Genomic DNA, 24,234 nt, shown 5'->3' on the forward strand with positions numbered 1-24,234 from the left:
GCGCGAAGATCATATGGCTCAGGAAAAAGATGCCCCGGTGAAGACCGGTGCACGTACCCGTTCAGACAGTGCTGGCAAGCGGTTGTGGCGTCGCATTCGCGGCCCACTCGCTCGCTCTGCCTTTGTCCGCTCGGCATTGGTACAATTGATTTCCAGCTATATGAAATTCGTGAAGGTGACGAACCCACTTATTAAGGGTTCCGCTGACCCCAAAGTCTTTTTGATCGAGAACAGCCCTTCGATCGTTACCTTTTGGCATGGCCAGCACATTATGGCGGCTGCCGTGCGCCCGCATAATCTCGAAGTTGTGGCAATGTTCTCGCGGAGTGCGGATGCTGAGCTGAATGCGCGTGTTGCCGAAAAATTCGGCTTCATCACTGTGCGCGGTTCCGGTGGCCGTGGCGAAGGAAACTCCGCCAAAAAGGGTGGCGCGCGCGCACTGCTCACACTTAAAAACGCATTAAAAAAAGGGCAATCGGTTTCGATGATTGCCGATATTGCCCATGGCAAAGCGCGTGAAGCGGGCGAAGGAATTATTTTGCTGGCCAAATTGTCAGGTCGGCCAATTATGCCTTGCGCTTATGCTTTTTCTCGCAATCATGTCCTTCAGAAGACGTGGGACAAGACCACAATTCCATTGCCATTTGGACGTTCGACAATAGTCTACGGAGAGCCGGTCTGGGTGGATGCAAATGCCGATGAGGCAGAACTGGAAGAAAAGCGCATGGAACTGACGCGCCAGCTTAATGACGCGACGACCAAGGCCTATGGCGCATTGGAGACGAGCAAATGAGTGAACGTTGGGCACGAAACATGCTGTCGGCCTATCGTATGCTCGGCTCTGCCGCCTATCCATTCATCGGAACTTACATTTCCTATCGCGCCTCGCGGGGCAAGGAAGAGCGTGTGCGGCGCGGCGAGCGCTACGGCAAGACGTCCATTGCAAGACCGCAAGGCCCAGTCATCTGGGCTCATGCTGCAAGTGTGGGTGAGTCGGTGGCGATGACGCCGCTGATCGAAAGCATTGCTGCAACCGGCATTCATATCGTCATGACGACGGGGACGGTCACGTCCGCCAAGCTCGTTGCCGATCAGCTGGGCAATCAGGTCATCCATCAATATGCACCGCTTGATCTGCAACCCGCCGTCAACAATTTCCTCAATCACTGGAAGCCAGATCTCGCAATCGGCTGTGAGTCGGAAATCTGGCCCGCAACGGTTCTTTCGCTTGGCGCGCGCCATATCCCACAGGTACTCGTTAACGGTCGCCTGTCGGATCGATCCTTTGCCGCATGGCAGAAACGACCGGAACTTGCCGAGGCACTGTTTGAAAATTTCGCGCATGTGATTGCGCAGTCCGAGCTTGACGGTGATCGCTTCCGCGCGCTTGGCGCAAGACCCGTAAGCGTTTCGGGTAATCTAAAGGTTGATACGGCGCCCGCACCTGCTGATCCGGCAGCGCTCGCAACATTGCAGCGCCAGATTGCCGGACGGCGGACCTGGGCTGCGATCTCCACGCACGATGGTGAAGAAGAAATCGCTGCCGAAGTGCATCAAATGTTGAAAGTGCGCTATCCGCGTCTTGTTACAATCATTGTCCCTCGCCATCCAAATCGGGCACCGGAAATCGAAGCCATGCTTGGCGCAAAGGGGCTGAAAGTTGCAGCACGCAGCCGTGGCGATGTGATTGAAGCGGATACGGATATTCTGCTCGGCGATACGATTGGTGAAATGGGCCTTTATCTGCAGCTCACCGAAATCGCCTTTATCGGCAATTCGCTGACCAAGGAAGGTGGGCACAATCCGCTAGAGCCCGCCATGATGGGGACAGCCGTACTCACAGGCAAGAATGTTCAGAACTTCCGCGAATCTTTCCAGCGTCTCATCAAAAACGGTGGCGCGCGCGTGGTGAAGGATCGCAACATGCTCGCTGGCGCGATCAATTTCCTTTTCAACAATCCGCAGCATCTGCGCAGCATGATCACCGCCGGTGCGAATACGGTGAAGGATATGCGCGGTGCGCTCGATCGTACTCTGAGCTCGCTAGAACCCTTCATTCAGCCGCTGATCCTGCAGGCGCAGTTACCGGGCAATCGCAGTGAAGTGCCGTTCATCAATGGCGGCATCTGAGCATGGCGAGCGAGGCACCACCCTTCTGGTGGGATAAGCCTAACTGGCGTGCTTATGGTCTGGCGCCGCTATCCTGGATTTACGGAGCCGTTGCGGGTCACAGGCTTCTTAAAGCCGAGCCACCCAAAGTCCCTGCACCTGTTCTTTGTATCGGTAATTTCACGGTCGGCGGTGCTGGTAAAACACCGACCGCTATTGCCTTTGCAAAAGCTGCAAAGGAACGCGGCCTGCATCCCGGCATCGTTTCGCGCGGTTATGGCGGCAATTACAAGGGCCTGCATATCGTTGACCCGTCTGCGGATAGCGCGCGCTATGTCGGTGACGAACCGCTACTGCTTGCACGACATGCTCCAGTGGCGCTTTGCCCGGATCGGCTAAAATCGGCGTTGGAATTGCATCAGCGCGGCTGCGATTTCATCATCATGGATGATGGGTTTCAGAGCGCGCGCCTGCATACGGATTTTTCTCTGCTGGTGGTGGATTCAACACGCGGTATTGGAAATGGCAAAGTCATTCCGGCTGGTCCATTGCGTGCTCCTTTGACGGATCAGATGCGCAAGACAGACGCTGTTCTGCGAATCGGCAAGGGTGCAGAAGCCGATTTTGTCGTTCGACAGGCTTCGCGTGCCGGGCGTGCCGTCTATGAGGCGCAGTTGCAGCCTTCATCATCGGCTGACGTAGCAGGCAATCGCTGGCTGGCTTTTGCGGGAATCGGCAATCCGTCCAAGTTTTTCGCAAGTGTGCAGCAGGCGGGCGGCGAAGTTGCGGAAGGGAAAACCTTCCCCGATCACTATAGCTATCAACCGGATGATATCGCCAAGCTGATCGAAACGGCAGAAAAGCTTGGGGTCGGTCTGATCACGACAGCCAAGGATCATGTGCGCCTTGTAACAATGAGCGACGTTCCGAATGCGTTTATTCGAAATCTTGCCGTGCTGGATGTTGATCTGGCATTTGAACGCAAAGACGCAATTGGCCGTATTCTTGATACGGCAATCGAGCGTTTCAAGGTCCGCTCGATTTAGAGCGCATCCCGAAAACTGGGAAGCGGTTTGCGGAACAAAATGTGCGCAAAAATAGTTCGATAGCGCATTCTCAACGATTCAATGAAAGCCGGAAATGCTCTAAGCTTTCTTGCGGCTGCGCAATTCGGGATTGAGTTCAAGCTCACGCTCATAGGAAATAAGGCCCGTTGCATAGGCTTCCTGGCGAGCAACGCTCCAATATTTCAGCTCGTCGAGCGGAATTTGTGTGCTTGTAACCGCGCAGACAACATAAGAGCCGTGCTTTACGATTTCAAAATCGCCGTCGAGATAACGCAGCACTGCTTCTGACGAGCGCGGGGATTCAAATCTGTTCATTTTGTAGTTCCTCAGAGCATGATCCTACCGGAGTGAAACGAGGATCGATAAGATTATGCTTCGTGTAAATAGGTTTTAGAGCGCCGATCTGATTGAGACAGATCGAAAGGCGCTCTAATCTCAGAAATGTTCTAGCGCCTTCCGAACAATCGTTCAATATCGGTGAGCTTCAGCTCAATATAGGTTGGGCGTCCGTGATTGCATGTGCCGGAGCCGGGCGTTGCCTCCATGTCGCGCAGAAGCGCGTTCATTTCTTCAGGCTTTAAACGACGACCCGAGCGCACGGAACCATGGCACGCCATAGTCGCCGCAACATGGTTGAGCATAGCTTTGAGACCATCGGACGTATCATGTTCGGCAACTTCATCGGCCAGATCGCGGATGAGCTGCTGCACGTTCATTTCGCCCAGCATGGCGGGCGTTTCACGGACTGCGATAGCACCGGGGCCAAACTGCTCTATGCCAAGCCCGAATTTTGCCAGCGTTTCGGAATGCGCTGCGAGCCGTTCGGCATCCTCTTCGGGAAGATCGACGATTTCTGGAATAAGCAGCATTTGCCCTGCGATCGGACGCGAATGCAGCGCATTCTTCAAGGCTTCATAGACAAGCCGTTCGTGTGCCGCGTGCTGATCAACGATCACAAGACTGTCTTCGGTCTGAGAGACGATATAATTTTCGTGAATCTGAGCGCGTGCTGCACCCAGCGGCTTCTGCATCTGCTCGACCGACGCTTCAGCGATTGTCGCGCGTGCATCGGCAGCAGGCATTGTGATAGTTGCAATCGTAGCCTGCTCGTCCTCATGAAACGCAAGCGGGCTATCAAATTCAAGCGGCTTATGCGCCGGATGGGCCGTCTGCGGCGACCATTCGGTTCTCGGAGTGGCTGTTGTCGTTGGACGCCACGCCGGCGCTGCATAATTGTTGGTTGCAGGGCGCGGTTGAAACCCCTCTGCACGGAACGCCTGCAACATCGCTTCTGCGCCGCTGGTTGCCGGGCGGATGCCGGATTGTGAAAGCGCCTGCTTGATCGCGCCTACGATAAGGCCGCGCACCAGACCCGGATCGCGGAAACGCACGTCTGCTTTGGCGGGATGCACATTGACATCGACAAGGGCAGGGTCAAGGGTGAGGAAGAGAACTGCCACTGGATGGCGGTCGCGTGCGATGACATCGGAATAAGCACCACGCAGCGCCCCGAAAATCTGCTTATCGCGAACAGGGCGGTCATTCACATAGGCAAACTGATGCAGTGCATTGCCGCGATTGAATGAGGGAATACCGGCAAATCCGGCCAGTCGGATGCCATCGCGTTCGGCATCGATATGCAGCGCATTCTCGGAAAACTCCTTACCGAGAATCTGCCCGATCCGCTCAAGCGTGGCTTCAGCGCCGGTGCCGGTTGCCGGAAGTTCAAGCGGCGTCCGGTCAGTGCCTGCCAGCGAAAACCTGACATGCGGGAAAGCGATGGCAATGCGCTTTACGACATCGGTAATGGCTGTCGCTTCGGCGCGGTCCGTCTTCATGAATTTGAGACGTGCAGGCGTCGCATAAAAGAGATCGCGCACTTCTGCGATGGTGCCGCGGTTCAGTGCTGACGGGCGAGGGCCGTCCAGATGTCCGCCATTGACTGCAACCTCAAATCCTGATTCCGCATCCTGTGGGCGGGATTTCAGTGTCAGTTTAGACACGGAGCCGATTGAGGGCAGGGCCTCGCCACGGAAACCGAGCGCGCGGATATCATGCACATCATCGGTCAGCTTCGACGTGCAATGCCGTGAAACCGCCAGTGGCAATTCATTTGACGGAATGCCTGAACCATTATCCGTGACACGCAGCAGTGTCTTGCCGCCACCGGCCGTTACGACTTCAATACGGGTTGCGCCCGCATCAATAGCGTTTTCGACTAGCTCTTTGATTACGCTGGCAGGGCGTTCAATCACCTCGCCAGCGGCAATCTGGTTGATAATGGTTTCACTTAAGTGCTGGATCGTCATGCAGCGACTATAGCGGATTCGCGAGCGCGAAGAACCACCATTTGTGCGCCCGGAAGGGCGCACGGCGCTCTAATGATCCAGATCACAATTCGCGTAACACGCTTTGGATCAGGTGCGACCGTAAACATCGTCAAAACGAACGATGTCGTCTTCGCCCAGATATTCTCCGCTCTGCACTTCAATCAGTACCAGCGGCAGAATGCCAGGGTTTTCCAGACGGTGTTTGAAGCCGCACGGAATATAGGTCGACTGGTTGGTCGTCAGCAGGATTTCCCGGTCGCCATTGGTGACTTTGGCTGTGCCTGAAACAACGATCCAGTGTTCGGAACGGTGATGATGCGCCTGAAGGCTGAGGCGGCTGCCTGATTTCACCTCGATGCGCTTGATCTTGAAGCCATCGCCTTCTTCGAGAACGGTATAGGTTCCCCAAGGACGATGCGCGGTGCGATGCAGTTTCGCAGCCTCATGGCCCTTCGCACGAAGCTTGTTGAACACTTTGCGGACGTCCTGTGCTTTGTCGCGATGGGCGACCAGCAGCGCGTCCGGCGTATCGACAACCAACAGGTCGTGAACGCCGACGAGGCTGACGAGACGTGTTTCCGAAAGAACGAAGCTGTCGGTTGTATCTTCGAGCACTGTTTCGCCACGCAGGCGGTTGCCTTCAGCATCCGGTGTCACGAGGTCGGCCATTGCAGCCCATGAACCAATGTCTGACCAGCCACAGGAAACCGGGATACAGGCGATATTCTGCGCCTTTTCCATGACGGCATAGTCGATGGAAATGGCAGGTGTGGCCGCAAACTGATCTTTGGCAATCTCAAGCGTTTTGGTTTCGCCGTTGCTTCCGCGACGGGCTGCTTCAAGGGCTGCCTTTGCACCAGCAAAGACTTCTGGTGCATGAACCTGCATGGCGGCAATCATTGTGGCTGCCTGGAAGCAGAACATGCCGGAGTTCCAGTAATGGCGACCACCGTCCACATAGGACTGAGCGGTTATTTCATCGGGCTTTTCGACAAAACGAAGAACATCGGTACCGTCAACTTCGATATAGCCAAAGCCTGTTTCCGGATGATCAGGTACGATGCCGAAGGTGACGATACGGCCTGTTTCGGCAATGGAGCGGGCCTTGCTGACGGCTTCAGCAAATGCGGCTTCATCTTCGATCAGATGATCTGCAGGCATGACCAGAAGGACGGTGTTTTCGCCATAAGCAGCTACCGCCTGAAGGGCGGCGAGTGCCACAGCCGGTGCCGTGTCCCGCCCAAGCGGCTCAAGCAAAAACGTATTTTCGATTTTGCGTGCGCCGGCAGCAGCATAGGCATCGAGCGTCAGGAACAGAAAATCGCGGTTGGTGACAGTGAGAATCTGATCCACATCATCAAGATGCGACGCGCGCGCATAGGTTTTGCCGATCAGCGTACCGCCATCAGGCAGTTCGATAAATGGCTTGGGATGTGCGTCACGCGAAAGCGGCCAAAGTCTGGAGCCTGAGCCACCGCTAATTATAACCGGAATAAAGCTCATTTGCTGTTTGCATCCTTCGTTGCGTTGCGGGCGATTTCAAGTCCCATGGTCAATAGTTTTGCGGCCTGTTCTGCATCAGAGGCTTCGACATAACAGCGAAGTTCCGGCGCATTGCCTGATGCACGATAATGCACCGCATTGCCTGACGCAAAAAACAGCTTCACGCCGTCGATTGTTTCAAGCCGTATAACGTTATCGCTGGTCGGGAAAAGATGAATGCGCGCGTCTTCCTGCGTAATGACGGAAAGAAAGGCCGCGCTTTTTTCCTGCGGTACGTCCTGCAGCCGATCGCTCAAGGCCACACGGAACCCATAGCTTTTCGCGATTTCAGAAAGAGGTTTCTGCGTTTCTTTCATCGTGCAAAGGCAGGCCAGAATAGGCAGAAGCGCATCGCGTGTCGGCAGCGCTGAAAGTGCATGGCCTGATTTTTCAACCGTGCTGCCGAGAAGCACGCCACCATTGGCTTCAAAGCCGACGACTGCATTGGCTTTTTCGCTCAAAGCTTGTTCCATGCCTGAAATGACATAGGGCGAGCCGACGCGGGTACGCAGCACGCGGGCAAATTTTCCGCATTCTTCCAGTGCTGCATTCGACGTTACGGGTGTGACGATTGTATCAGCGCCAGCCCATGCCGCCGTAATCGCGCCGACAAGATCGCCTCGCACAAATTCACCGTGCTCATCGGCAATCAGTGGACGATCCGCATCACCGTCAGTCGAGACAATGGCGTCAAAACGATCCTGTTTGGCCCAGTTCGCAAGGAGCTGAATATCTTCAGGGCGCAGCGCTTCCGTATCGACAGGTACAAAAACATCGGAACGGCCCAGAGCGACCGCATCAGCGCCCAATTCATTGAGGACTTTCATCAGAAGATCGCGTGCAACCGACGAATGCTGATAAACGCCGACTTTTAAACCGGAAAGGCTTTTTGCTTCAAGAAGCTTGGTATAGCGTTTTGCATATGCGTCGAGCGCTTCTGCGCTTACGGGAAGATTTGTTGCTTTGCGTGGTGCAAGGTCTGCCGGAAGCTTTGCGTAGGCCACGCTGATTGCGGCTTCATCATCCTTATCGATCTCGCCATCGCGACGATAGAATTTAAGCCCGTTGCGATCATCCGGAATATGACTGCCAGTGATCATAATGCAGGGCGCGTTCTGCGAAATCGCGAAATAGCTGAGAGCTGGGGTGGGTAGCACGCCGCAATCGACAGGCTTGAAACCGGCATCTTCGATGGCGCCCATTGTGAGGGCTGCAATGTCGGGGCTGGAGGGCCGCAAGTCCTGGCCGACGAAAACCTTATCGCCCGGATGCATGCTGCCTTTTGCTGCCAGCATGTTAACGAAAGCAAGCGAATAGGCATAGGCAGGCAATCCGTTGAGCTCGGTTGCTAGGCCTCGAAGGCCGCTTGTGCCGAATTTGAGGGAATTGCCTGTCATACCGTGCCCGACCCCGTTTTTCAGATGAAAATCAATCTACTGCGACTTCTCCTATCGCGTATATTGCGGACTGTTTCAATTGCTGCGTGTTGATGTGGTTATCGAGAACTTTCCGTTTGGAGGATCGATCCCTTTCCATCAGGTCGACCCTCGTTTCAATCCAATAGGACTTATGCTTGAGAGCGGGCTTTGATCTGATTGGATCAGATCGGCGCTCTAGAGCATTTCCTGTTTTGATTGAGTCATTGGAAATGCTCTATCCAATTATTTTTACGCGCATCTTTTTCCGAAAACCGCTTCGCACTTTTCGGGATGCGCTCTAAACATAATCCCGATGGGCGGGCAGGTTTAGGTCTGGCAGACTTTCAGCCTGCGTCACCGCACGGGCAACGGCCTGTGCCATCACGGTTGCGGCAATCGCACCAATAGCCGTTACATCAGCTTCAACACCAGTTGCCTTGCCTGTCGAGAGCGCAAAGATGGTATCGCCATCCCACATTGTGTGGATCGGGTTAATCGTTCGCGCAAAGCCATCATGCGCCATACCGGCGATTTTCTTAAGTTCTGCCTTGTTGAAAGGGACGTTGGTTGCAATTGCACCAATGGTGGTGTTGGCGCCGCCAGACTTGACGACATTGCGACCCTGCATGATCGAATCCATGATATTGCGGAAGCCCTTGCCGTCTTCATTACGCGCGCCCGCTAGAATTTGCTGCGAATTGGGCGCATAGACATCGCCAACAGCATTGACCGCAACAATCGCGCCGACCACGACTTCGGTGCCCGGCACCTTGTAGCTTGCCGTGCCGAGGCCGCCTTTCATGGCGTAGTCCATGCCGAACATTTTGCCGACGGTGGCACCTGCACCTGCACCGATATTGCCTTCGCCGGATGCTTCTGCTTTCGCGGCCTTACAGGCAAGATAACCCGCCTCTTCATCGGGGCGGATGGAAAAATCACCGACGCCGAGATCCATGAGGATCGCTGCTGGTACAATTGGCACAACGCCTTTGCCGATCTTGAAACCGAGATTATTCTCTTCAAGATAGCGCATAACGCCAGTCGCGGCACTCAAGCCATAGGCACTGCCACCAGATAGCAGAATGGCCTGTACCTGCTGAACATAATTGATGGGGTCAAGAAGGTCGGTTTCGCGGGTTCCGGGGGCTGAGCCGCGCACATCGACGCCAGCAGTTGCACCTTCTTCGCAGAGCAGAACCGTGCAGCCTGTCGGGCGCTTTGTCAGCGTGTGATGGCCGAGTTTGATTCCCGGAACATCACTGATGCTTCCGCCCATAAGTTCCAGCATATCTTGGTCTCCCCTACCTGCCGCTGATGCCTGACCGACTATGAAGGGCATTGTTCCAAGCCCTGCAAGCGTTTTTGCGAATGTACGTCTGTCCATTTTTTCTCCCCCTGAAATGAATAATCAGTCGATAATTACAGCATAATTCCTTAAAATTGAATCAGTTGTAAGTAAAATTATGCTGTAAATATAGAGTGTTGGAGCGACCTTTGTGCGCCCAGGAGGGCGCTCGACGCTCAAGTACTATAGATTTGAAGCTCCCATCATTTGTGTCGCACTTACGGTTAAGAACTTCAAATCCGCAAACCTCACCAGATTCAAAAATTTACTGGCCTGATTCCAACATTTGCTTCTCTCGGTTCGTGTGCTGAGCAAATGTTGGAATTAAAAAGGCCGCTAGGCTCTATCTTTTGCGCGACGCTGACGAAGCACGTCGGCCACAAAAGTGCGCGACAATGCATGATATAGCGGTTCATGCGAAATGAGCCGTGCCGTACCATAGCCAAGCATGGAAGCGCACATAAGCGGGATGACATTATTATGGTTACCGGTCATTTCCAGAATGATGACAAAGGCTGTCATCGGGGCTTGAACGACACCGGCGAAGTATCCGGCCATACCTAAAACCGCGGCAAGGCTGGCACTCGTTCCCAGCACGAGACCGATTGTGCTACCGAGGCCAGCGCCGACTGAAAGCGAAGGCGCAAAGATACCGCCGGGAATGCCGGAAGCCATGGAAAGCAGTCCCGCAAGAAACTTTTCTATAAAGTAGAAGGGCGGGAGTGAAAGGCCTTCAACTGCACTGCGAGCCTGATCATAGCCGGTGCCAAAGGTGGCTCCACCTGATGCTATGCCGACAATTGCAATGATAAAGCCGCATGTGCCAGCAAAAAGGATGCTATTACGCAATGGTGCTTTCTGCATCAACCGACGTGTTTGCTTGGCAATATTCAGCGCCAGTGCACTGAAGATTGCACCCAAGGCACCGCCTATAACGCCACAGGCGATTACCAAGACCCATTCAATGTGTGTGGTAACGGTGACGGTTGTCAGGCCAAAATAATTATAGTTTCCAACCAGTCCAAGTGATGCGAGGCCAGCAAGGATCACAGCTGATAGAACCAGCCCGTTGGTCCGTGCAGCATAGGCACGCCCCATTTCTTCAATGGCAAAGACGATGCCCGCAAGCGGCGTGTTAAAAGCTGCCGCGATGCCTGCTGCTGAGCCCGCAAGGATCAGGCCGCGAGCTTGTTCCATGCCGCCAAAGCGGGCGGATTGTAACATGATCGATGCGCCGATCTGGACGGTGGGGCCTTCACGCCCGATAGATGCTCCGCAAAAAAGCCCCATAATTGTCAGCAGGATTTTTCCGAAAGCCACTTTGATGGAAAGCAATAATGAACGGTCTTCGGGGTCGGTCAGATGGCGTGCCGCTATTGCTTGCGGAATACCGCTGCCGCCGGAGCCGGGAAAATAACGCAATGCGATCCACGAACAGAGCATGAAACCAAGCGGCGTGATGATGAGTGGCAGCCAGTTACGCCAGCCACTCTCGCTGCTGTGGGTGATTGCTTTGAACCAGTCCTGAGCAATATCTGCCGCCTGGGCAAAGCCAACGCTGATCAATCCGATAGCAATTGCGCCGCACCAGAATACCAGTCTTGGCTTCCACAAGCGTGACGACAACCACATGGCTCGTGACCGGCGAATGAGCGGAACACGTCTATACGATTTACGCATAATGCCCCTTTCGGGCTAATCGCTTTAATTATGGGAAGGATTTATCATGGAAATCGTTATCAGTAACTGAAACTTGTAAGTAAAAGACTTTCCATTTGGTCATAAGCATGTTACCAGCCGGTGCCAATTCAACCTAGTAACCCAGACACGTCGCTGCTCCCGAACATATTCCGGAGAGGCGGCTTTTCTTATTCAAAGGAATTGGCAATGGCTAAAATCGTGGAATCGCCCACCGGCGCTCTCGCTCTCACATTCGATGATGTGTTGTTGCAGCCGGGCCATTCCGAAGTGATGCCAGGTCAGGTTGATCTGCGCACCCGCATTGCTGCAGACATCGAACTCAACCTGCCACTCCTTTCTGCCGCTATGGATACGGTCACGGAATCGCGCCTTGCTATCGCAATGGCACAGGCTGGCGGTATTGGTGTTATTCACCGCAATCTCACCCCTGAACGTCAGGCTGAAGAAGTCCGTCAGGTGAAGAAGTTTGAATCCGGTATGGTTGTGAACCCTGTCACCATCGGACCGGACGCAACACTTGCCGATGCACAGGCGCTTATGAAGGCGCATCGCATTTCCGGCATTCCGGTTGTTGAAAACGCTACCAAGGGTCCGGGCCGTCTCGTCGGTATTCTGACCAACCGCGATGTGCGCTTTGCATCTGATCCGGCACAGAAGATTTATGAACTGATGACCCGTGAGAATCTCATCACGGTTCGCGAAAACGTCAATCAGGACGAAGCCAAGCGTCTTCTTCATGCGCATCGCATCGAAAAGCTGCTGGTCGTTGACGATAAGGGCCGTTGCGTTGGTCTGATTACCGTCAAGGACATGGAAAAGTCGCAGCTCAATCCAAATGCTGCGAAGGACGCGCAGGGCCGTTTGCGCGCTGCTGCCGCAACGAGCGTTGGCGAAGATGGTTATGAACGTGCTGAACGCCTGATCGATGCTGGCGTTGATCTTCTCGTGGTCGATACGGCTCATGGTCATTCGCAGCGTGTTCTTGATGCAGTTGCTCGCATCAAGAAGGCTTATCCGAATGTCGCTATTCTTGCAGGCAATGTTGCCACCGCTGGCGGCACACAGGCGCTGATCGATGCGGGTGCAGATGCGGTCAAGGTTGGTATCGGACCGGGTTCGATATGCACGACGCGCATTGTTGCAGGCGTTGGCGTGCCACAGCTCTCGGCGATCATGTCGGCTGTCGAAGCTGCACACAAGCACAACATTCCTGTGATCGCAGATGGTGGTATCAAGTTCTCCGGCGATTTCGCCAAGGCACTGGCCGCTGGCGCAGTTGCTGCAATGGCTGGCTCATTGCTGGCCGGTACGGAAGAAAGCCCGGGCGAAGTTTATCTGCATCAGGGTCGTTCGTTCAAATCCTACCGTGGTATGGGCTCGGTTGGCGCCATGGCGCGCGGTTCGGCAGACCGTTACTTCCAGGCTGAAGTCCGTGATGAGCTGAAGCTCGTTCCTGAAGGCATTGAAGGTCAGGTCGCTTATAAGGGGCCGATCTCGGCAGTTCTGCACCAGCTCGCTGGCGGTCTGCGCGCTTCCATGGGCTATGTCGGTGCAAAGACGCTGGAAGAATTCCGCGAAAAGGCAACCTTCGTGCGTATTTCCAATGCCGGTCTGCGCGAAAGCCATTCGCATGGTGTAGCGATCACCCGTGAAAGCCCGAACTATCCGGGCGGCATGTAATACCATACCGGATGTAATGGTTTATCAAGGCGGCCTTTACGGCCGCCTTTTTCATGCCAGTGTGGCAAGTTCCGCATCGTCAATGAGCAGATGGCCTGCACTTTCGACAATGCAATCAGCAAGCGCCTGAAAGTCCTTGCGGCGTTTGCTTTGCCTGCGCCAGAACAGGGCGATCTCGCGTTTTGGCTGCTCACCATCAAATGGCACAATCCGCATATGATTGCTGCGCGCTTCAGCACGCACTGCAATTTCGGGGATCAGCGTCAGACCCATGCCATGGCTGACCATCTGCAAAAGCGTCGTCATGCTGGTCGCGCCGTATTTGACCAGCTGGCGCTGTGGTGGCAGCGAGCAAACCGCCAGCGCCTGATCACGCATACAATGGCCTTCTTCAAGTAATAGCAGGCGATCGAGTGCAACATTATCTTGCGTCATGGGCGAGGACAGGATCGTCTGGTCATTGCTGGAGGTGGCGATCAGAAAGCGATCATCAAAAAGCTTCTGATGTGCAAGGCGATCATCGATGATCGGAAGGGCAGCGACGATGGCGTCAATCTCGCCCGCGTGAAGCTCGTCGAGAAGCTTGGCTGTCACGCTTTCACGCAATTGCAGGCGAAATGACGGGTGGCGGTCTCGCAATAGCGGGATGAGATGCGGCACCAGATAGGGCGCTACTGTTGGGATGATGCCCAGCCGCAATTGCGTTTGCAGCAGCCCTTTGCTCTGCGCTGAAATTTCCTCAAGCGCATGAAGTTCTTTCAGGATGGTGCGAATGCCGGGCAGCAACTCGCGGCCAAGCTCTGTCATAATGACTTTACGTTGCGAGCGCTCAAATAGGGATGCGCCCGCCACAGCCTCCATTTCGGCAATCTGTGCTGAGAGAGCAGGTTGCGAAATATGTGCCAGCTCAGCCGCTTTCCTGAAATGCAGGGTGCTTGCGAGCGCATCGAAATAGCGCATTTGTCTGATCGTAAACATGATAAGAAAATCCTATCAATAATAACACAAAAAGCAATTGGAGATTATTATTGGAACAAGTCTAAACTGCCTTCGTTACCCAGCCAGAGCGTGATGCAGCGGGGCTGCTCATGCCAAAAGCCAGGCTGAATGCTGGATCGACCAATTTATTTTAGGAGGGAAATTCCCATGGCAGACCGTCCGATTTTGACCACAAGCGCTGGTGCGCCTATTCCGGATAACCAGAATTCCCTTACCGCCGGTGAGCGCGGTCCTGTCTTGCTGCAGGATTATCAGCTGATTGAGAAGCTGACGCATCAGAACCGTGAACGCATTCCGGAACGTGTTGTTCATGCCAAGGGTTGGGGTGCATTCGGCACGCTGACCATCACTGGCGATATTTCGAAATATACCAAAGCCAAGGCATTGCAGCCGGGTGCGAAGACGCCAATGCTGGCGCGCTTCTCGACTGTTGCCGGTGAGCAGGGTGCTGCTGACGCTGAGCGCGATGTTCGCGGCTTTGCGCTTAAATTCTACACCGAAGAAGGCAACTGGGATCTGGTCGGCAACAACACGCCGGTCTTCTTCGTGCGTGATCCGCTGAAGTTCCCGGATTTCATCCACACCCAGAAGCGTCATCCCAAGACTAATTTGCGTTCTTCTACTGCTATGTGGGATTTCTGGTCGCTTTCGCCAGAAAGTCTGCATCAGGTGACAATCCTCATGTCTGATCGCGGTTTGCCAACAGATGTGCGTCACATCAACGGTTATGGCTCGCACACCTATTCCTTCTGGAATGATGCGGGCGAGCGCTACTGGGTCAAGTTCCACTTCAAGACCCTGCAGGGCCATAAGCACTGGACGAATGAAGAAGCCGAGCATGTGATCGGTCGCACGCGTGAGTCCACGCAGGAAGATCTGTTCACGTCCATCGATAAGGGCGAATTCCCGAAGTGGAAGGTTCAGGTGCAGATTATGCCGGAACTGGACGCCGACAAAACGCCTTACAATCCGTTCGATCTCACCAAGGTGTGGCCACATGCTGACTATCCGCCAATCGATATTGGCGTGATGGAGCTCAACCGCAATGCGGAAAACTACTTCACCGAGATTGAAAACGCTGCATTCTCGCCGTCGAACATCGTACCGGGCATCAGCTATTCGCCGGACAAGATGTTGCAGGCTCGCCTGTTCTCCTACGCCGATGCACATCGTCATCGTCTAGGCACGCATTATGAAAACATGCCGGTGAACCAGCCGAAATGCCCTGTGCATCACTATCACCGCGATGGTCAGATGAATACTTTTGGCGGCATCGCAACGGGTAATCCGGATGCGTATTACGAGCCGAACTCGTTCAACGGTCCGGTTGAGCAGCCATCAGCCAAGGAACCACCGCTGCGCATTACCGGCAATGCAGATCGTTATAATCATCGCATTGGTAATGATGACTATTCGCAGCCGCGTGCTTTGTTCAACCTGTTCGATGATGGCCAGAAGCTGCGCCTGTTCTCCAACATTGCCGCTGCAATGACGGGTGTTCCGGGCTTCATCGTTGAACGTCAGCTGGGCCACTTCAAGCTCATCCATCCGGATTATGAAGCGGGTGTACGGGCGGCGCTCAAAAAGGCGCATGGCTATGAAGCCAATACGATCGCTCTTGAAGAAGAGTCAACCGCCGCAGCCGAGTAAGCGCTAGAGTGTTCAATCTAAAAAGCCGGGACAGTTGTTCCGGCTTTTTGCTTTTGCATTCAGAACATCATCCTTAAAACTGGATCAGTTTAAGGAATCACATTCTGATTTAAAGGTCAGTAAAAACGCTACACGGTCTAATTGCCGATTGCCTTTTCCCATCAATGAAGGCTATGCCCGACTTAACAAATATGAAGGAGCAGCAATGCGGCTTGGCGGACGCCTTCAGGCGGCAATCGAGATTTTGAACGATATTGAAGCGGGCAAGCGCCCGGCTTCCGATGCACTGAAGGATTGGGGTGCATCGCACCGCTTTGCCGGTGCGGGTGATCGTGCCGTCATCGGCAATATTGTTTATGATGCGTTGCGTCGAAAACTATCCATCGCCTGGCGCATGGATGCAGATGATGCACGCGCGCTGGCCTTTGGCGCGCTGGTCTCCGAAGGCGGCATGGATTTCGCTGCAATTGATGCTGCGCTTGACGGCGATAAATTTGCGCCGGAAGTGATTGAAGCAGCCCGCCGCGAGGCTTGGGAAAGCCGCGATGTTGCAGATGCGCCTGCCTATGTTCGTGCAGATGTGCCTGAATGGTGCGTGCCTTCGTTTGAAGAGCTGTTTGGTGAGCGCTGGGTGGAAGAAGCTGCGGCTCTTTCCACACGCCCGCCGGTTGATCTGCGCGTCAATCTGCTCAAGGCCAAACCAGAAGCCGTCATCGAAGCATTGGAAAAAGCAGGCGTTGCGAAGGCTCCGCTGATTAATCAGGCGTTGCGTATTCCGCCCATCGAAGCGCTTGGCCGTCATCCCAATGTCCAGACGGATCAGTCATTCCTTGATGGCTGGTTTGAAGTGCAGGATCTGGGGTCGCAGCTCGCTGCTTTGTTTGCGGGTGCGAAACCCGGCGAACAAGTGCTGGATTATTGCGCGGGCGCTGGTGGCAAGACACTGGCGCTGGCAGCAGCCATGCAGAACAGCGGGCAGGTCCATGCTTACGATGCTGAGCGCGCCCGCCTCTCGCCAATGAACGACCGCTTGCAGCGTGCAGGTGTTCGCAACACGCAGATACATGGCAATCTTGATGCGCTGGCACCACTGATCGAGCGCATGGACCTCGTGCTGACCGATGCGCCGTGCACGGGTTCAGGTACATGGCGGCGCAGGCCGGACGCAAAATGGCGTCTCAACGATCAACAGCTCGAACGTCGTATGCAGGATCAGCATGAAGTGCTGGAAGCCGCAAAACACTATGTAAAGCCGGGTGGGAGGCTGGTCTATGTAACCTGTTCGCTGTTTGCGGAAGAGAATACGAGGCAGGTCGAGCGCTTCCTCGCTGAAAACAGCAATTTCGAAGAAGCTTCGCCTCGCGAACTCTGGAATGCCGTTGTTCCTGATGCTGGCGATACTGCCCCTGTTTTCCCGGCTCGAGGTAGTGTATTTTCCCCATTGTCAACGGGCACAGATGGGTTTTATGTGAGTGTTCTACATAAACGAGGCTGACTTCAGGGAGCTTTATGCCAGCGCACAGAATTGCGGAGCCTGATTTTAAGGAGCGCGTCGAAGAAAGTTTCGGTCGACAGGCAGCCATGAAGTTGATCGGTGCAGAGCTTACCCGCTGCGAGCCCGGTATTGTAGAAGTTGAGATGCCGTTTCGGGAAGAGCTGACACAACAGCACGGCATTCTCCATGCAGGTATCATTTCCGCAGCGCTGGACTCGGCCTGCGGTTATGCGGCACTCAGCCTTATGCCTTCCGAGGCTGCGGTGCTTACAATCGAGTTTAAGGTCAATCTGCTCGCCCCAGGCAGAGGTGATCGGTTTCTGTTCCGAGGCGAAGTCACCAAGCCCGGACGAACGATTATGGTCAGTGATGGACAGGCTTTCGCTGTCACAGACACGGAAGTGCGTCTCATCGCGACCATGACAGGCACAATGATGGTTGTTCAAGATCGCAAGGGGCTACAGGGATGATCAGAACGATTGCAGATAAACGTCTTCTGTATGTGATGGCTACAGAAGCCGAATATGGTCCGTATTTAAGTTCTCTTTTTTTGCCGTTGATGATTGGTGTCGGGCCGGTGGAAGCCTCGATCAATCTGACGCGCGTTCTGGCGGTGCTGGAACAGCAGGGCGAATTGCCTGATCTCGTGATTTCTATCGGCTCTGCCGGATCAGCAAAGCTTGAACAGACAGAAGTTTATCAGGTCTCATCAGTTGCCTACCGTGACATGGATGCTTCACCACTGGGATTTGAGAAAGGTCGCACGCCATTTCTTGATCTGCCAAAATCGATTGCGCTGCCTTGCCTGATGCCGAATTTGCCAACAGCTACGCTTTCAACAGGTGCGAATATCGTTTCCGGCAAAGCCTATGACGATATCGATGCTGACATGGTCGATATGGAAACATTTGCCTGCTTGCGCGTCTGCCAGACATTCGGCGTAGGGCTTATCGGCCTGCGTGGCATATCCGATGGTGCGCGCGAATTGCGTCATGTCGGTGACTGGACCGAGTATCTCCATGTCATTGACGAAAAAATTGCTGGTGTCGTTGAGCAATTGGAGGCGGCTCTTTTGGAAGGAGAGCTGACACTTCCTGACAAGGATATGTCAGTATAGGTGCTGTTTCGATGCGCGATTGTTGAAACATGGCACTTCGTCCATTGCATTTCCGGCACTTTTTATCTAGATGCTGCGCATGAGCACCACGGCACATCCTGACACTATTCTTATCATCGACTTTGGCAGCCAGGTCACGCAGCTGATTGCGCGTCGCGTGCGCGAAGCCAACGTCTATTGTGAAATCGTCCCTTTCCAGTCAGCGGAAGAGGCTTTCAAAAGGCTTGCACCGAAGGGCGTTATCCTTTCGGGTAGCCCGCACTCGACGACCGATATCGGATCGCCGCGTGCTCCGCAGTCTGTATTTGACGCAGGCATCCCTGTTCTCGGTATCTGCTACGGCGAACAGACCATGTGCGCCCAGCTGGGTGGCAAGGTCGAAAGCGGCCATGATCGCGAGTTCGGTCGTGCGTTCCTCGACGTGCAGTCGGACAGCCCACTGTTTGACGGTATTTGGGCCAAGGGCACACGCCATCAGGTTTGGATGAGCCACGGCGACCGCGTAACATCGCTGCCAGATGGTTTCACCATCATTGGTACCTCGCCAAACGCACCATTTGCAGCGATCGCTGATGAAAAGCGCAAATATTACGGCGTGCAGTTCCATCCGGAAGTCGTGCACACGCCAGATGGCGCAAAGCTTCTTCAAAACTTCGTTCATCGCATTGTCGGTGTAAAGCCAGGCTGGACGATGGGCGCTTACCGCGAACAGGCTGTCGAAGCGATCCGCAAGCAGGTTGGTAGCGGCAAGGTTATCTGCGCGCTTTCCGGCGGTGTCGATTCCTCCGTTGCAGCCCTTCTGGCGCATGAAGCCATTGGCGATCAGCTGACCTGTATCCTCGTCGATCACGGTCTGATGCGCAAAAACGAAGCTGCGCAGGTCGTTGAAATGTTCCGCGAACATTACAATCTGCCGCTCATTCTCGTTGATGCTGCTGATCGTTTCATCGGCGAGCTGGAAGGCGAAACCGATCCTGAAAAGAAGCGCAAGACGATTGGCCGTCTCTTCATTGAAGTGTTTGAAGAAGAAGCCAAGAAGCTCGGCGGCGCGGATTTCCTCGTGCAGGGTACGCTCTATCCCGACGTCATCGAAAGCGTTTCCTTTACCGGCGGACCTTCGGTTACGATCAAGTCGCACCACAATGTCGGTGGTCTTCCAGAGCGCATGAAAATGCAGCTGGTCGAGCCGCTGCGCGAATTGTTCAAGGACGAAGTGCGTATGCTCGGCAAGGAACTTGGCCTGCCGGACAGCTTCATCGGCCGTCACCCATTCCCGGGTCCGGGTCTCGCGATCCGCTGCCCAGGTGGCATCACGCGCGAGAAACTTGAAATCCTGCGTGAAGCCGATGCGATTTACCTTGATGAAATCCGCAAGGCTGGTCTTTACGATGCCATCTGGCAGGCATTCGCCGTTCTGCTTCCGGTCCAGACCGTGGGCGTTATGGGCGATGGCCGCACCTATGAATTCGTCTGCGCCCTGCGCGCAGTGACTTCGGTCGATGGCATGACCGCCGATTTCTACCACTACGACATGAACTTCCTTGGTAATGCGGCAACCCGCATCATCAACGAAGTACGCGGCATCAACCGCGTGGTCTATGACGTGACCTCGAAGCCTCCGGGCACAATCGAGTGGGAATAATTTGGCGTCTGGTAAATACCGGCACCAAAGAGCATGAAATAGCAGCTAAGCCCGCGTAATTGCGGGCTTTTTTGTTTTTTGGTGCTGCATTGTCTGGCACCGTTTAGCACGTCCAAGAAGAAATTTTTCATGGCATGGAAAAGGGCATTCCGCTGCTTGATGCCATGTCTCTGGCTCAGTACCATGACAGCCAAATCGCCCGCCTCATGGTATTGGAAATCCATAAGGCATTGATAACAAATAGAATTGCCTCTGAAAACTGACGCATGCGGATCATGGTATTTTGAGGCAGAAAGACGCTTTGAAGTGCTCACCGATACCAAGCTGCGCAATCTGAAACCACAATCCAAGCTTTACAAAGTGAACGACCGCGACGGGCTATATGTGGCGGTGACGCCAGCGGGTTCGATCTCCTTTCGCTACAACTATGCCATTCACGGACGGCAGGAAACGGTCACTTTCGGACGCTATGGTGCGAGCGGTATCACGCTGGCCGAGGCCAGAGAGCGGCTGAACGAAGCGAAGAAACTCATCGCGGTCGGGAAATCTCCGGCCAAAGAGAAAGCGCGAGATAAAGCACGTTTGCGTGGATCTGAGAGCTTTGCGGAATGGTCCGAGAAATGGCTACGCGGCTATCAGATGGCGGAATCGACGCGTGATATGCGCCGTTCGGTCTTTGAGCGCGATCTTAAGTCCAAATTCGGGAGCTGGAAGCTCGCAGAAATTACCCATGAAGACCTGCGCAACCATCTCGATGCGATTGTAGAACGGGGAGCACCGGCGACAGCAGTCCACGCCCGAGAGGTTGTATCTCAGGTGTTCCGGTGGGCTATCGAGCGCGGCCAGAAAGTCGAGAACCCGGCCGATTTGGTTCGCCCGAATAGCATCGCCAAGTTTGAGCCGAGGGACCGCGCTTTAACCCCGGACGAGATAGGGCTGATGTACCAGTACCTTGAGCGCGTTGCGACTGGCCCATCGTTCCGCGCTGCCGCCAAGCTTCTGCTGCTGACAATGGTGCGCAAAAGCGAGCTGACCAATGCCACCTGGAGCGAAATCAGCTTCAGTGATGCGCTTTGGACCATTCCCAAAGAACGGATGAAACGCCGCAACCCGCATCTGGTTTTCCTCTCTAGGCAAGCTCTGGACATCCTCATTGCGCTCAAGACGTTCGCGGGTGGCTCCGATTACATATTGCCATCGCGATATGACACTGACGCCCCCATGAGCAGCGCCACGCTGAACCAAGTGCTTACACTGACCTATAAAGCCGCAGAGAGGGACGGAAAGCGGCTAGCAAAGTTTGGCCCGCACGACCTGCGCCGCACCGCAAGCACGTTGCTGCATGAAGCGGGTTACAACACGGATTGGATTGAAAAGTGTCTTGCTCACGAGCAGCGCGGCGTTCGTGCCGTTTACAACAAGGCTGAGTATCGAGAGCAGCGCACCGAAATGATGCAGGATTGGGCCGATATGATTGATGAATGGACAAGTAAAAGTCGGAGCTGATCAGCAGTCCTGATTTGGCCCTTCTGACAAACAACTCCTATTTTTGATGCCGCATGGGTGTCCCTAGGCGGCATTTTCGTGTCCGTAAACCCCCCATTTTCCGGACAGTGGATAACTTTTGACCCCCTAAAATTAATCACCAATCAAAACAAATGCATGCATCGCTTTTCCTGTCCGGAAACTGACATTTTGCGGACAGAAGCCATTGAAATAATTATATAATTTTTTATGAAATGCCTAGCTTGCCCGGGCAGATGCGAGCAATAATCGAACCTCAAATATACGCATACGAGGTATTCGAAATGAAAAAGGTAAACAGAAACAGAGAAAAGACGCTTATTAATCGCAAGACCCTCCTCGATATAGTGCCGTTATCCGACAGAACTATTTACAACATGGAGAAGCGCGGAGATTTTCCGCGTAGAATTGCTCTCACAAGCCGGAATGTTGTTTGGGTTCTCAGCGAAGTCGAGCAGTGGATTGAAGCTCGTAGAAACTCTGGTGCGCAGGCTCCCCGTCCGGGAATGGGAGCGTGATGCATGGCAATCAAGCCCGAAGGGCTTCGCCAAATTGATGCCTCTACTCTAATTGGCCGAATTGAGAGCGCTCGCGGTGCCAACGCGGCGCGGGAGCAACCCATTTCGCAGGGTGCTGGGGCAACAGGCCAGAATGAGTTTGATAGTCACGCGACTATAAATTCTTCCAACGTATCGACCGTTCATGAGCAGATGGCGCGGCTTAAAGAGCGTGACAAGGCGCTCTCTCTTGTACGAAACGCACCAAAAGGTGACGATCAGGCTCACTTTTTTGTGCCTGGCTTATTTGATGTTGGCGGACGCGATAATCGTTCAATTATGGACGTAGCGCCATTTCGCCTTTCAAAGCGCGATAAGCGTGCAGGGGAGGTTATCCGCCATGAATTGCCAGACGGCTATGTTGAAGTGAAATCGGGTCCCGACGGAATGGCGTCCGTATGGGATTACGACATCGTTTTGATGACGATTTCTCATCTCACCGAAGCCGTGAACCGCTGGCGCGACTGTAAGGGTGAAAAGCCGTCCCGCACCTTCACGCCGCACGTTTCCGACATTCTGAAATTTGCCAGAAGGGGCGACGGAAGCCGTCAGGTCGAGGAACTGGAGGCTGCATTGGATCGCCTTAAAGGGACGACCATCAAAACCGTTCGTGACCGTCAAACCAGTGACGGAAAAACTATGCGGGAGGTTGAAGCCGAAGGACTTATCAGCAGCTATCGGGTTGTGTCCCGGACGGACACTAAAAAGCTTAGTATCGTTGAGATCGAAGCTCCGAAGTGGATCTATCGCGAGATTGTAGAGGGTAAAAGCCCAGACGTGCTAACCGTTCACCCCGATTATTTTCTGATAGATCCGGGCATAGGCCGGTTCTTATACAGGTTGGCTCGGCGGGCCGCAGGAAGGCGAAATGCTAAGTGGTCGTTCCGCACGCTCTATGCGCGCAGTGGCAGCACCGGTAAGTTTAAGGATTTTTCTCGTCATCTCCGAAAGGTGATAGCTGCCAATGATTTACCTGAGTATCTCCTTCGTGAGGAGCCAGGGAAAAGCGGACCACAGGTCGTAATGATTTATCGTGAAATGTCCGACATCCAGCCGCCAAGCAGGAACGAGGGTGGTTAATAGACGGAAGATAACTGCGATTGAAGTTCAGGTAGAGTTGATGACGGTCCTTCGGGGCCGTTTTGCATTTGGAAAAGATTATCAGTTTAAGTGGAGAGCGGTCTGTGGATAGTCCGTCTATTAACCACCCTGCCTCCGTCTATTAACCACCGAAACCCGTCTATTAGCCACCCGATGCCGTCTATTAACCACCGGCCTCTCTCGTAACCAATTGTATAAAAATGATAATTAGGCGATTTTTTCGCCTAAATCTTTTAAAACTAATTAAAACTTATATTCTTAAAACCCGTTTGCGTGTGGATAAGTCGTAAGCGCTAGACGCCGCATGGTTACCGGTTTATTCGGCCACAACCTTTTTATGCGGTCTTATGTGACCGTGATATTGTCGATAGATCCATCGTGGCACTGCCTCTTCAAGAGAGTACGAATGTTCGAAACAAAGCATAACCGCCAGCGCCAACATCTTCTTTGCGTGATTATTAGCGCGCTCTGTGCTGCATCTATGAATATCAAATCGGTCATAGCCGAGCCGATAGACATGACGGCGGAAAAGCTTTTGGATATCTGTTCTTCATCCACTGTGCAGATTGCAGGGACAAAGGGTGACGTGCTTGGCTGGCAGAAGATGACAGATGCCGAAGGAGACGAACTGCGTAGCACTTTAGGGAATCCAAGCTCGACTGAAATTGTGGGCTGGCGCCGCAGCGGAACCGGCCGCCCTGAGTTCCTCTGGTTTGCCACCCATGCAGCTCATGTGATGACTTGCTGGTATACAAAGCCGGACGCCACAGGCTTACTCGACAGTTTATCTGAACACCTGGGTTCCCCTGATCAACTCGATAGAAACGATGCCGCAAATAGCATCACAGCATTATGGTTGCGAAACCAGCTCGAATATTCATTCGTCCAGTTCCGATCCTCGGCAATTGTCACGATAGGCTCACAACGCTAAAGCGATGAGCCGCGAGCCGAGGCGAA

General features: G+C 54.0%; 20 protein-coding genes. 13 read left to right on the forward strand and 7 right to left on the reverse strand.

Annotated elements, in window-relative coordinates:
* Positions 1-13: 13 nt before the first annotated feature.
* From RT142_RS20820 to lpxK, 3 genes are read left to right on the forward strand one after another with little or no spacing between them, the layout of a single operon-like run.
* Positions 14-793: a lysophospholipid acyltransferase family protein gene (locus RT142_RS20820; protein WP_235911255.1), complete on the forward strand. Its 780-nt coding sequence runs from the start codon at positions 14-16 to the stop codon at positions 791-793.
* Positions 790-2,130, forward strand: coding sequence for a lipid IV(A) 3-deoxy-D-manno-octulosonic acid transferase (gene waaA, locus RT142_RS20825; RefSeq protein WP_007878090.1), 1,341 nt, complete (start codon positions 790-792; stop codon positions 2,128-2,130). The genes RT142_RS20820 and waaA overlap by 4 nt, the downstream gene beginning before the upstream one ends.
* A gap of 2 nt (positions 2,131-2,132) precedes the next feature.
* Entirely contained in the window at positions 2,133-3,155 is a 1,023-nt protein-coding gene (gene lpxK, locus RT142_RS20830; protein WP_313031208.1) for a tetraacyldisaccharide 4'-kinase, read from the forward strand.
* Between the two features lie 99 nt (positions 3,156-3,254).
* On the opposite strand, the gene RT142_RS20835 is transcribed toward lpxK, so the two are convergent.
* The 6 genes from RT142_RS20835 to RT142_RS20860 form a co-directional block, all read right to left on the reverse strand.
* Positions 3,255-3,491, reverse strand: coding sequence for a DUF2093 domain-containing protein (locus RT142_RS20835; protein WP_007878094.1), 237 nt, complete (start codon positions 3,489-3,491; stop codon positions 3,255-3,257).
* A gap of 131 nt (positions 3,492-3,622) precedes the next feature.
* Entirely contained in the window at positions 3,623-5,485 is a 1,863-nt protein-coding gene (gene mutL / locus RT142_RS20840) for a DNA mismatch repair endonuclease MutL (protein WP_313031210.1), read from the reverse strand.
* A 108-nt stretch (positions 5,486-5,593) separates the two neighbouring features.
* Positions 5,594-7,009 (reverse strand): mannose-1-phosphate guanylyltransferase/mannose-6-phosphate isomerase, encoded by a 1,416-nt coding sequence (locus RT142_RS20845; RefSeq protein WP_313031213.1) that lies wholly within the window; start codon positions 7,007-7,009, stop codon positions 5,594-5,596.
* The gene (locus RT142_RS20850) at positions 7,006-8,445 is read right to left on the reverse strand and encodes a phosphomannomutase (RefSeq protein ID WP_151563100.1); all 1,440 of its coding nucleotides are present in this window, start codon (positions 8,443-8,445) and stop codon (positions 7,006-7,008) included. The genes RT142_RS20845 and RT142_RS20850 overlap by 4 nt, the downstream gene beginning before the upstream one ends.
* Before the next feature lie 319 nt (positions 8,446-8,764).
* Positions 8,765-9,850 carry a P1 family peptidase gene (locus RT142_RS20855; protein WP_007878102.1) on the reverse strand — a complete coding sequence of 362 codons (1,086 nt, stop codon included), beginning with the start codon at positions 9,848-9,850 and terminating at the stop codon, positions 8,765-8,767.
* Between the two features lie 297 nt (positions 9,851-10,147).
* A complete protein-coding gene (locus RT142_RS20860; RefSeq protein ID WP_313031215.1) occupies positions 10,148-11,491 on the reverse strand; it encodes a chloride channel protein in 1,344 nt (447 codons plus the stop codon).
* Between the two features lie 207 nt (positions 11,492-11,698).
* On the opposite strand from RT142_RS20860, the gene guaB reads away from it, so the two are divergent.
* On the forward strand, positions 11,699-13,192 hold the full coding sequence (guaB, locus tag RT142_RS20865; protein ID WP_079213516.1) for an IMP dehydrogenase: 1,494 nt from the start codon (positions 11,699-11,701) through the stop codon (positions 13,190-13,192).
* Positions 13,193-13,243: 51 nt separating this feature from the next.
* Here guaB and RT142_RS20870 read toward each other — a convergent pair whose 3' ends face one another.
* On the reverse strand, positions 13,244-14,170 hold the full coding sequence (locus tag RT142_RS20870; protein WP_207441833.1) for a hydrogen peroxide-inducible genes activator: 927 nt from the start codon (positions 14,168-14,170) through the stop codon (positions 13,244-13,246).
* Between the two features lie 168 nt (positions 14,171-14,338).
* Here RT142_RS20870 and katA point away from each other — a divergent pair, with 168 nt between their 5' ends.
* The 9 genes from katA (at position 14,339) to RT142_RS20915 (ending at position 24,208) form a co-directional block, all read left to right on the forward strand.
* A complete protein-coding gene (gene katA, locus RT142_RS20875; RefSeq protein WP_007878112.1) occupies positions 14,339-15,841 on the forward strand; it encodes a catalase KatA in 1,503 nt (500 codons plus the stop codon).
* 205 nt (positions 15,842-16,046) lie between these two features.
* The gene (locus RT142_RS20880; protein WP_079213519.1) at positions 16,047-17,336 is read left to right on the forward strand and encodes an RsmB/NOP family class I SAM-dependent RNA methyltransferase; all 1,290 of its coding nucleotides are present in this window, start codon (positions 16,047-16,049) and stop codon (positions 17,334-17,336) included.
* 14 nt (positions 17,337-17,350) lie between these two features.
* Positions 17,351-17,806: a PaaI family thioesterase gene (locus RT142_RS20885; RefSeq protein WP_079213520.1), complete on the forward strand. Its 456-nt coding sequence runs from the start codon at positions 17,351-17,353 to the stop codon at positions 17,804-17,806.
* Entirely contained in the window at positions 17,803-18,453 is a 651-nt protein-coding gene (locus tag RT142_RS20890) for a 5'-methylthioadenosine/S-adenosylhomocysteine nucleosidase (RefSeq protein WP_007878118.1), read from the forward strand. The genes RT142_RS20885 and RT142_RS20890 overlap by 4 nt, the downstream gene beginning before the upstream one ends.
* A 79-nt stretch (positions 18,454-18,532) precedes the next feature.
* Entirely contained in the window at positions 18,533-20,095 is a 1,563-nt protein-coding gene (guaA, locus tag RT142_RS20895) for a glutamine-hydrolyzing GMP synthase (RefSeq protein WP_007878120.1), read from the forward strand.
* 306 nt (positions 20,096-20,401) lie between these two features.
* Positions 20,402-21,601, forward strand: a complete 1,200-nt coding sequence (locus RT142_RS20900; protein ID WP_313031219.1) for a tyrosine-type recombinase/integrase — start codon at positions 20,402-20,404, stop codon at positions 21,599-21,601.
* A gap of 302 nt (positions 21,602-21,903) precedes the next feature.
* On the forward strand, positions 21,904-22,137 hold the full coding sequence (locus RT142_RS20905) for a helix-turn-helix transcriptional regulator (RefSeq protein WP_250043317.1): 234 nt from the start codon (positions 21,904-21,906) through the stop codon (positions 22,135-22,137).
* A 3-nt stretch (positions 22,138-22,140) separates the two neighbouring features.
* Positions 22,141-23,256 carry a replication initiator protein A gene (locus RT142_RS20910; protein WP_313031222.1) on the forward strand — a complete coding sequence of 372 codons (1,116 nt, stop codon included), beginning with the start codon at positions 22,141-22,143 and terminating at the stop codon, positions 23,254-23,256.
* 427 nt (positions 23,257-23,683) lie between these two features.
* Positions 23,684-24,208 carry a hypothetical protein gene (locus RT142_RS20915; RefSeq protein WP_313031224.1) on the forward strand — a complete coding sequence of 175 codons (525 nt, stop codon included), beginning with the start codon at positions 23,684-23,686 and terminating at the stop codon, positions 24,206-24,208.
* Positions 24,209-24,234: the final 26 nt, after the last annotated feature.

This window comes from Brucella sp. (genome assembly GCF_032066345.1).
In the GTDB taxonomy this organism is placed as follows: Bacteria; Pseudomonadota; Alphaproteobacteria; order Rhizobiales; family Rhizobiaceae; genus Brucella; species Brucella pseudogrignonensis.

What these genes read in the sequence shown, in the direction of transcription:
- RT142_RS20820 (WP_235911255.1), top strand. Translation starts at nt 14, where the DNA reads ATGGCTCAGGAAAAAGATGCCCCGGTGAAGACCGGTGCACGTACCCGT.
- waaA (WP_007878090.1), top strand. Translation starts at nt 790, where the DNA reads ATGAGTGAACGTTGGGCACGAAACATGCTGTCGGCCTATCGTATGCTC.
- lpxK (WP_313031208.1), top strand. Translation starts at nt 2,133, where the DNA reads ATGGCGAGCGAGGCACCACCCTTCTGGTGGGATAAGCCTAACTGGCGT.
- RT142_RS20835 (WP_007878094.1), bottom strand. Translation starts at nt 3,491, where the DNA reads ATGAACAGATTTGAATCCCCGCGCTCGTCAGAAGCAGTGCTGCGTTAT.
- mutL (WP_313031210.1), bottom strand. Translation starts at nt 5,485, where the DNA reads ATGACGATCCAGCACTTAAGTGAAACCATTATCAACCAGATTGCCGCT.
- RT142_RS20845 (WP_313031213.1), bottom strand. Translation starts at nt 7,009, where the DNA reads ATGAGCTTTATTCCGGTTATAATTAGCGGTGGCTCAGGCTCCAGACTT.
- RT142_RS20850 (WP_151563100.1), bottom strand. Translation starts at nt 8,445, where the DNA reads ATGACAGGCAATTCCCTCAAATTCGGCACAAGCGGCCTTCGAGGCCTA.
- RT142_RS20855 (WP_007878102.1), bottom strand. Translation starts at nt 9,850, where the DNA reads ATGGACAGACGTACATTCGCAAAAACGCTTGCAGGGCTTGGAACAATG.
- RT142_RS20860 (WP_313031215.1), bottom strand. Translation starts at nt 11,491, where the DNA reads ATGCGTAAATCGTATAGACGTGTTCCGCTCATTCGCCGGTCACGAGCC.
- guaB (WP_079213516.1), top strand. Translation starts at nt 11,699, where the DNA reads ATGGCTAAAATCGTGGAATCGCCCACCGGCGCTCTCGCTCTCACATTC.
- RT142_RS20870 (WP_207441833.1), bottom strand. Translation starts at nt 14,170, where the DNA reads ATGTTTACGATCAGACAAATGCGCTATTTCGATGCGCTCGCAAGCACC.
- katA (WP_007878112.1), top strand. Translation starts at nt 14,339, where the DNA reads ATGGCAGACCGTCCGATTTTGACCACAAGCGCTGGTGCGCCTATTCCG.
- RT142_RS20880 (WP_079213519.1), top strand. Translation starts at nt 16,047, where the DNA reads ATGCGGCTTGGCGGACGCCTTCAGGCGGCAATCGAGATTTTGAACGAT.
- RT142_RS20885 (WP_079213520.1), top strand. Translation starts at nt 17,351, where the DNA reads ATGCCAGCGCACAGAATTGCGGAGCCTGATTTTAAGGAGCGCGTCGAA.
- RT142_RS20890 (WP_007878118.1), top strand. Translation starts at nt 17,803, where the DNA reads ATGATCAGAACGATTGCAGATAAACGTCTTCTGTATGTGATGGCTACA.
- guaA (WP_007878120.1), top strand. Translation starts at nt 18,533, where the DNA reads ATGAGCACCACGGCACATCCTGACACTATTCTTATCATCGACTTTGGC.
- RT142_RS20905 (WP_250043317.1), top strand. Translation starts at nt 21,904, where the DNA reads ATGAAAAAGGTAAACAGAAACAGAGAAAAGACGCTTATTAATCGCAAG.
- RT142_RS20910 (WP_313031222.1), top strand. Translation starts at nt 22,141, where the DNA reads ATGGCAATCAAGCCCGAAGGGCTTCGCCAAATTGATGCCTCTACTCTA.
- RT142_RS20915 (WP_313031224.1), top strand. Translation starts at nt 23,684, where the DNA reads ATGTTCGAAACAAAGCATAACCGCCAGCGCCAACATCTTCTTTGCGTG.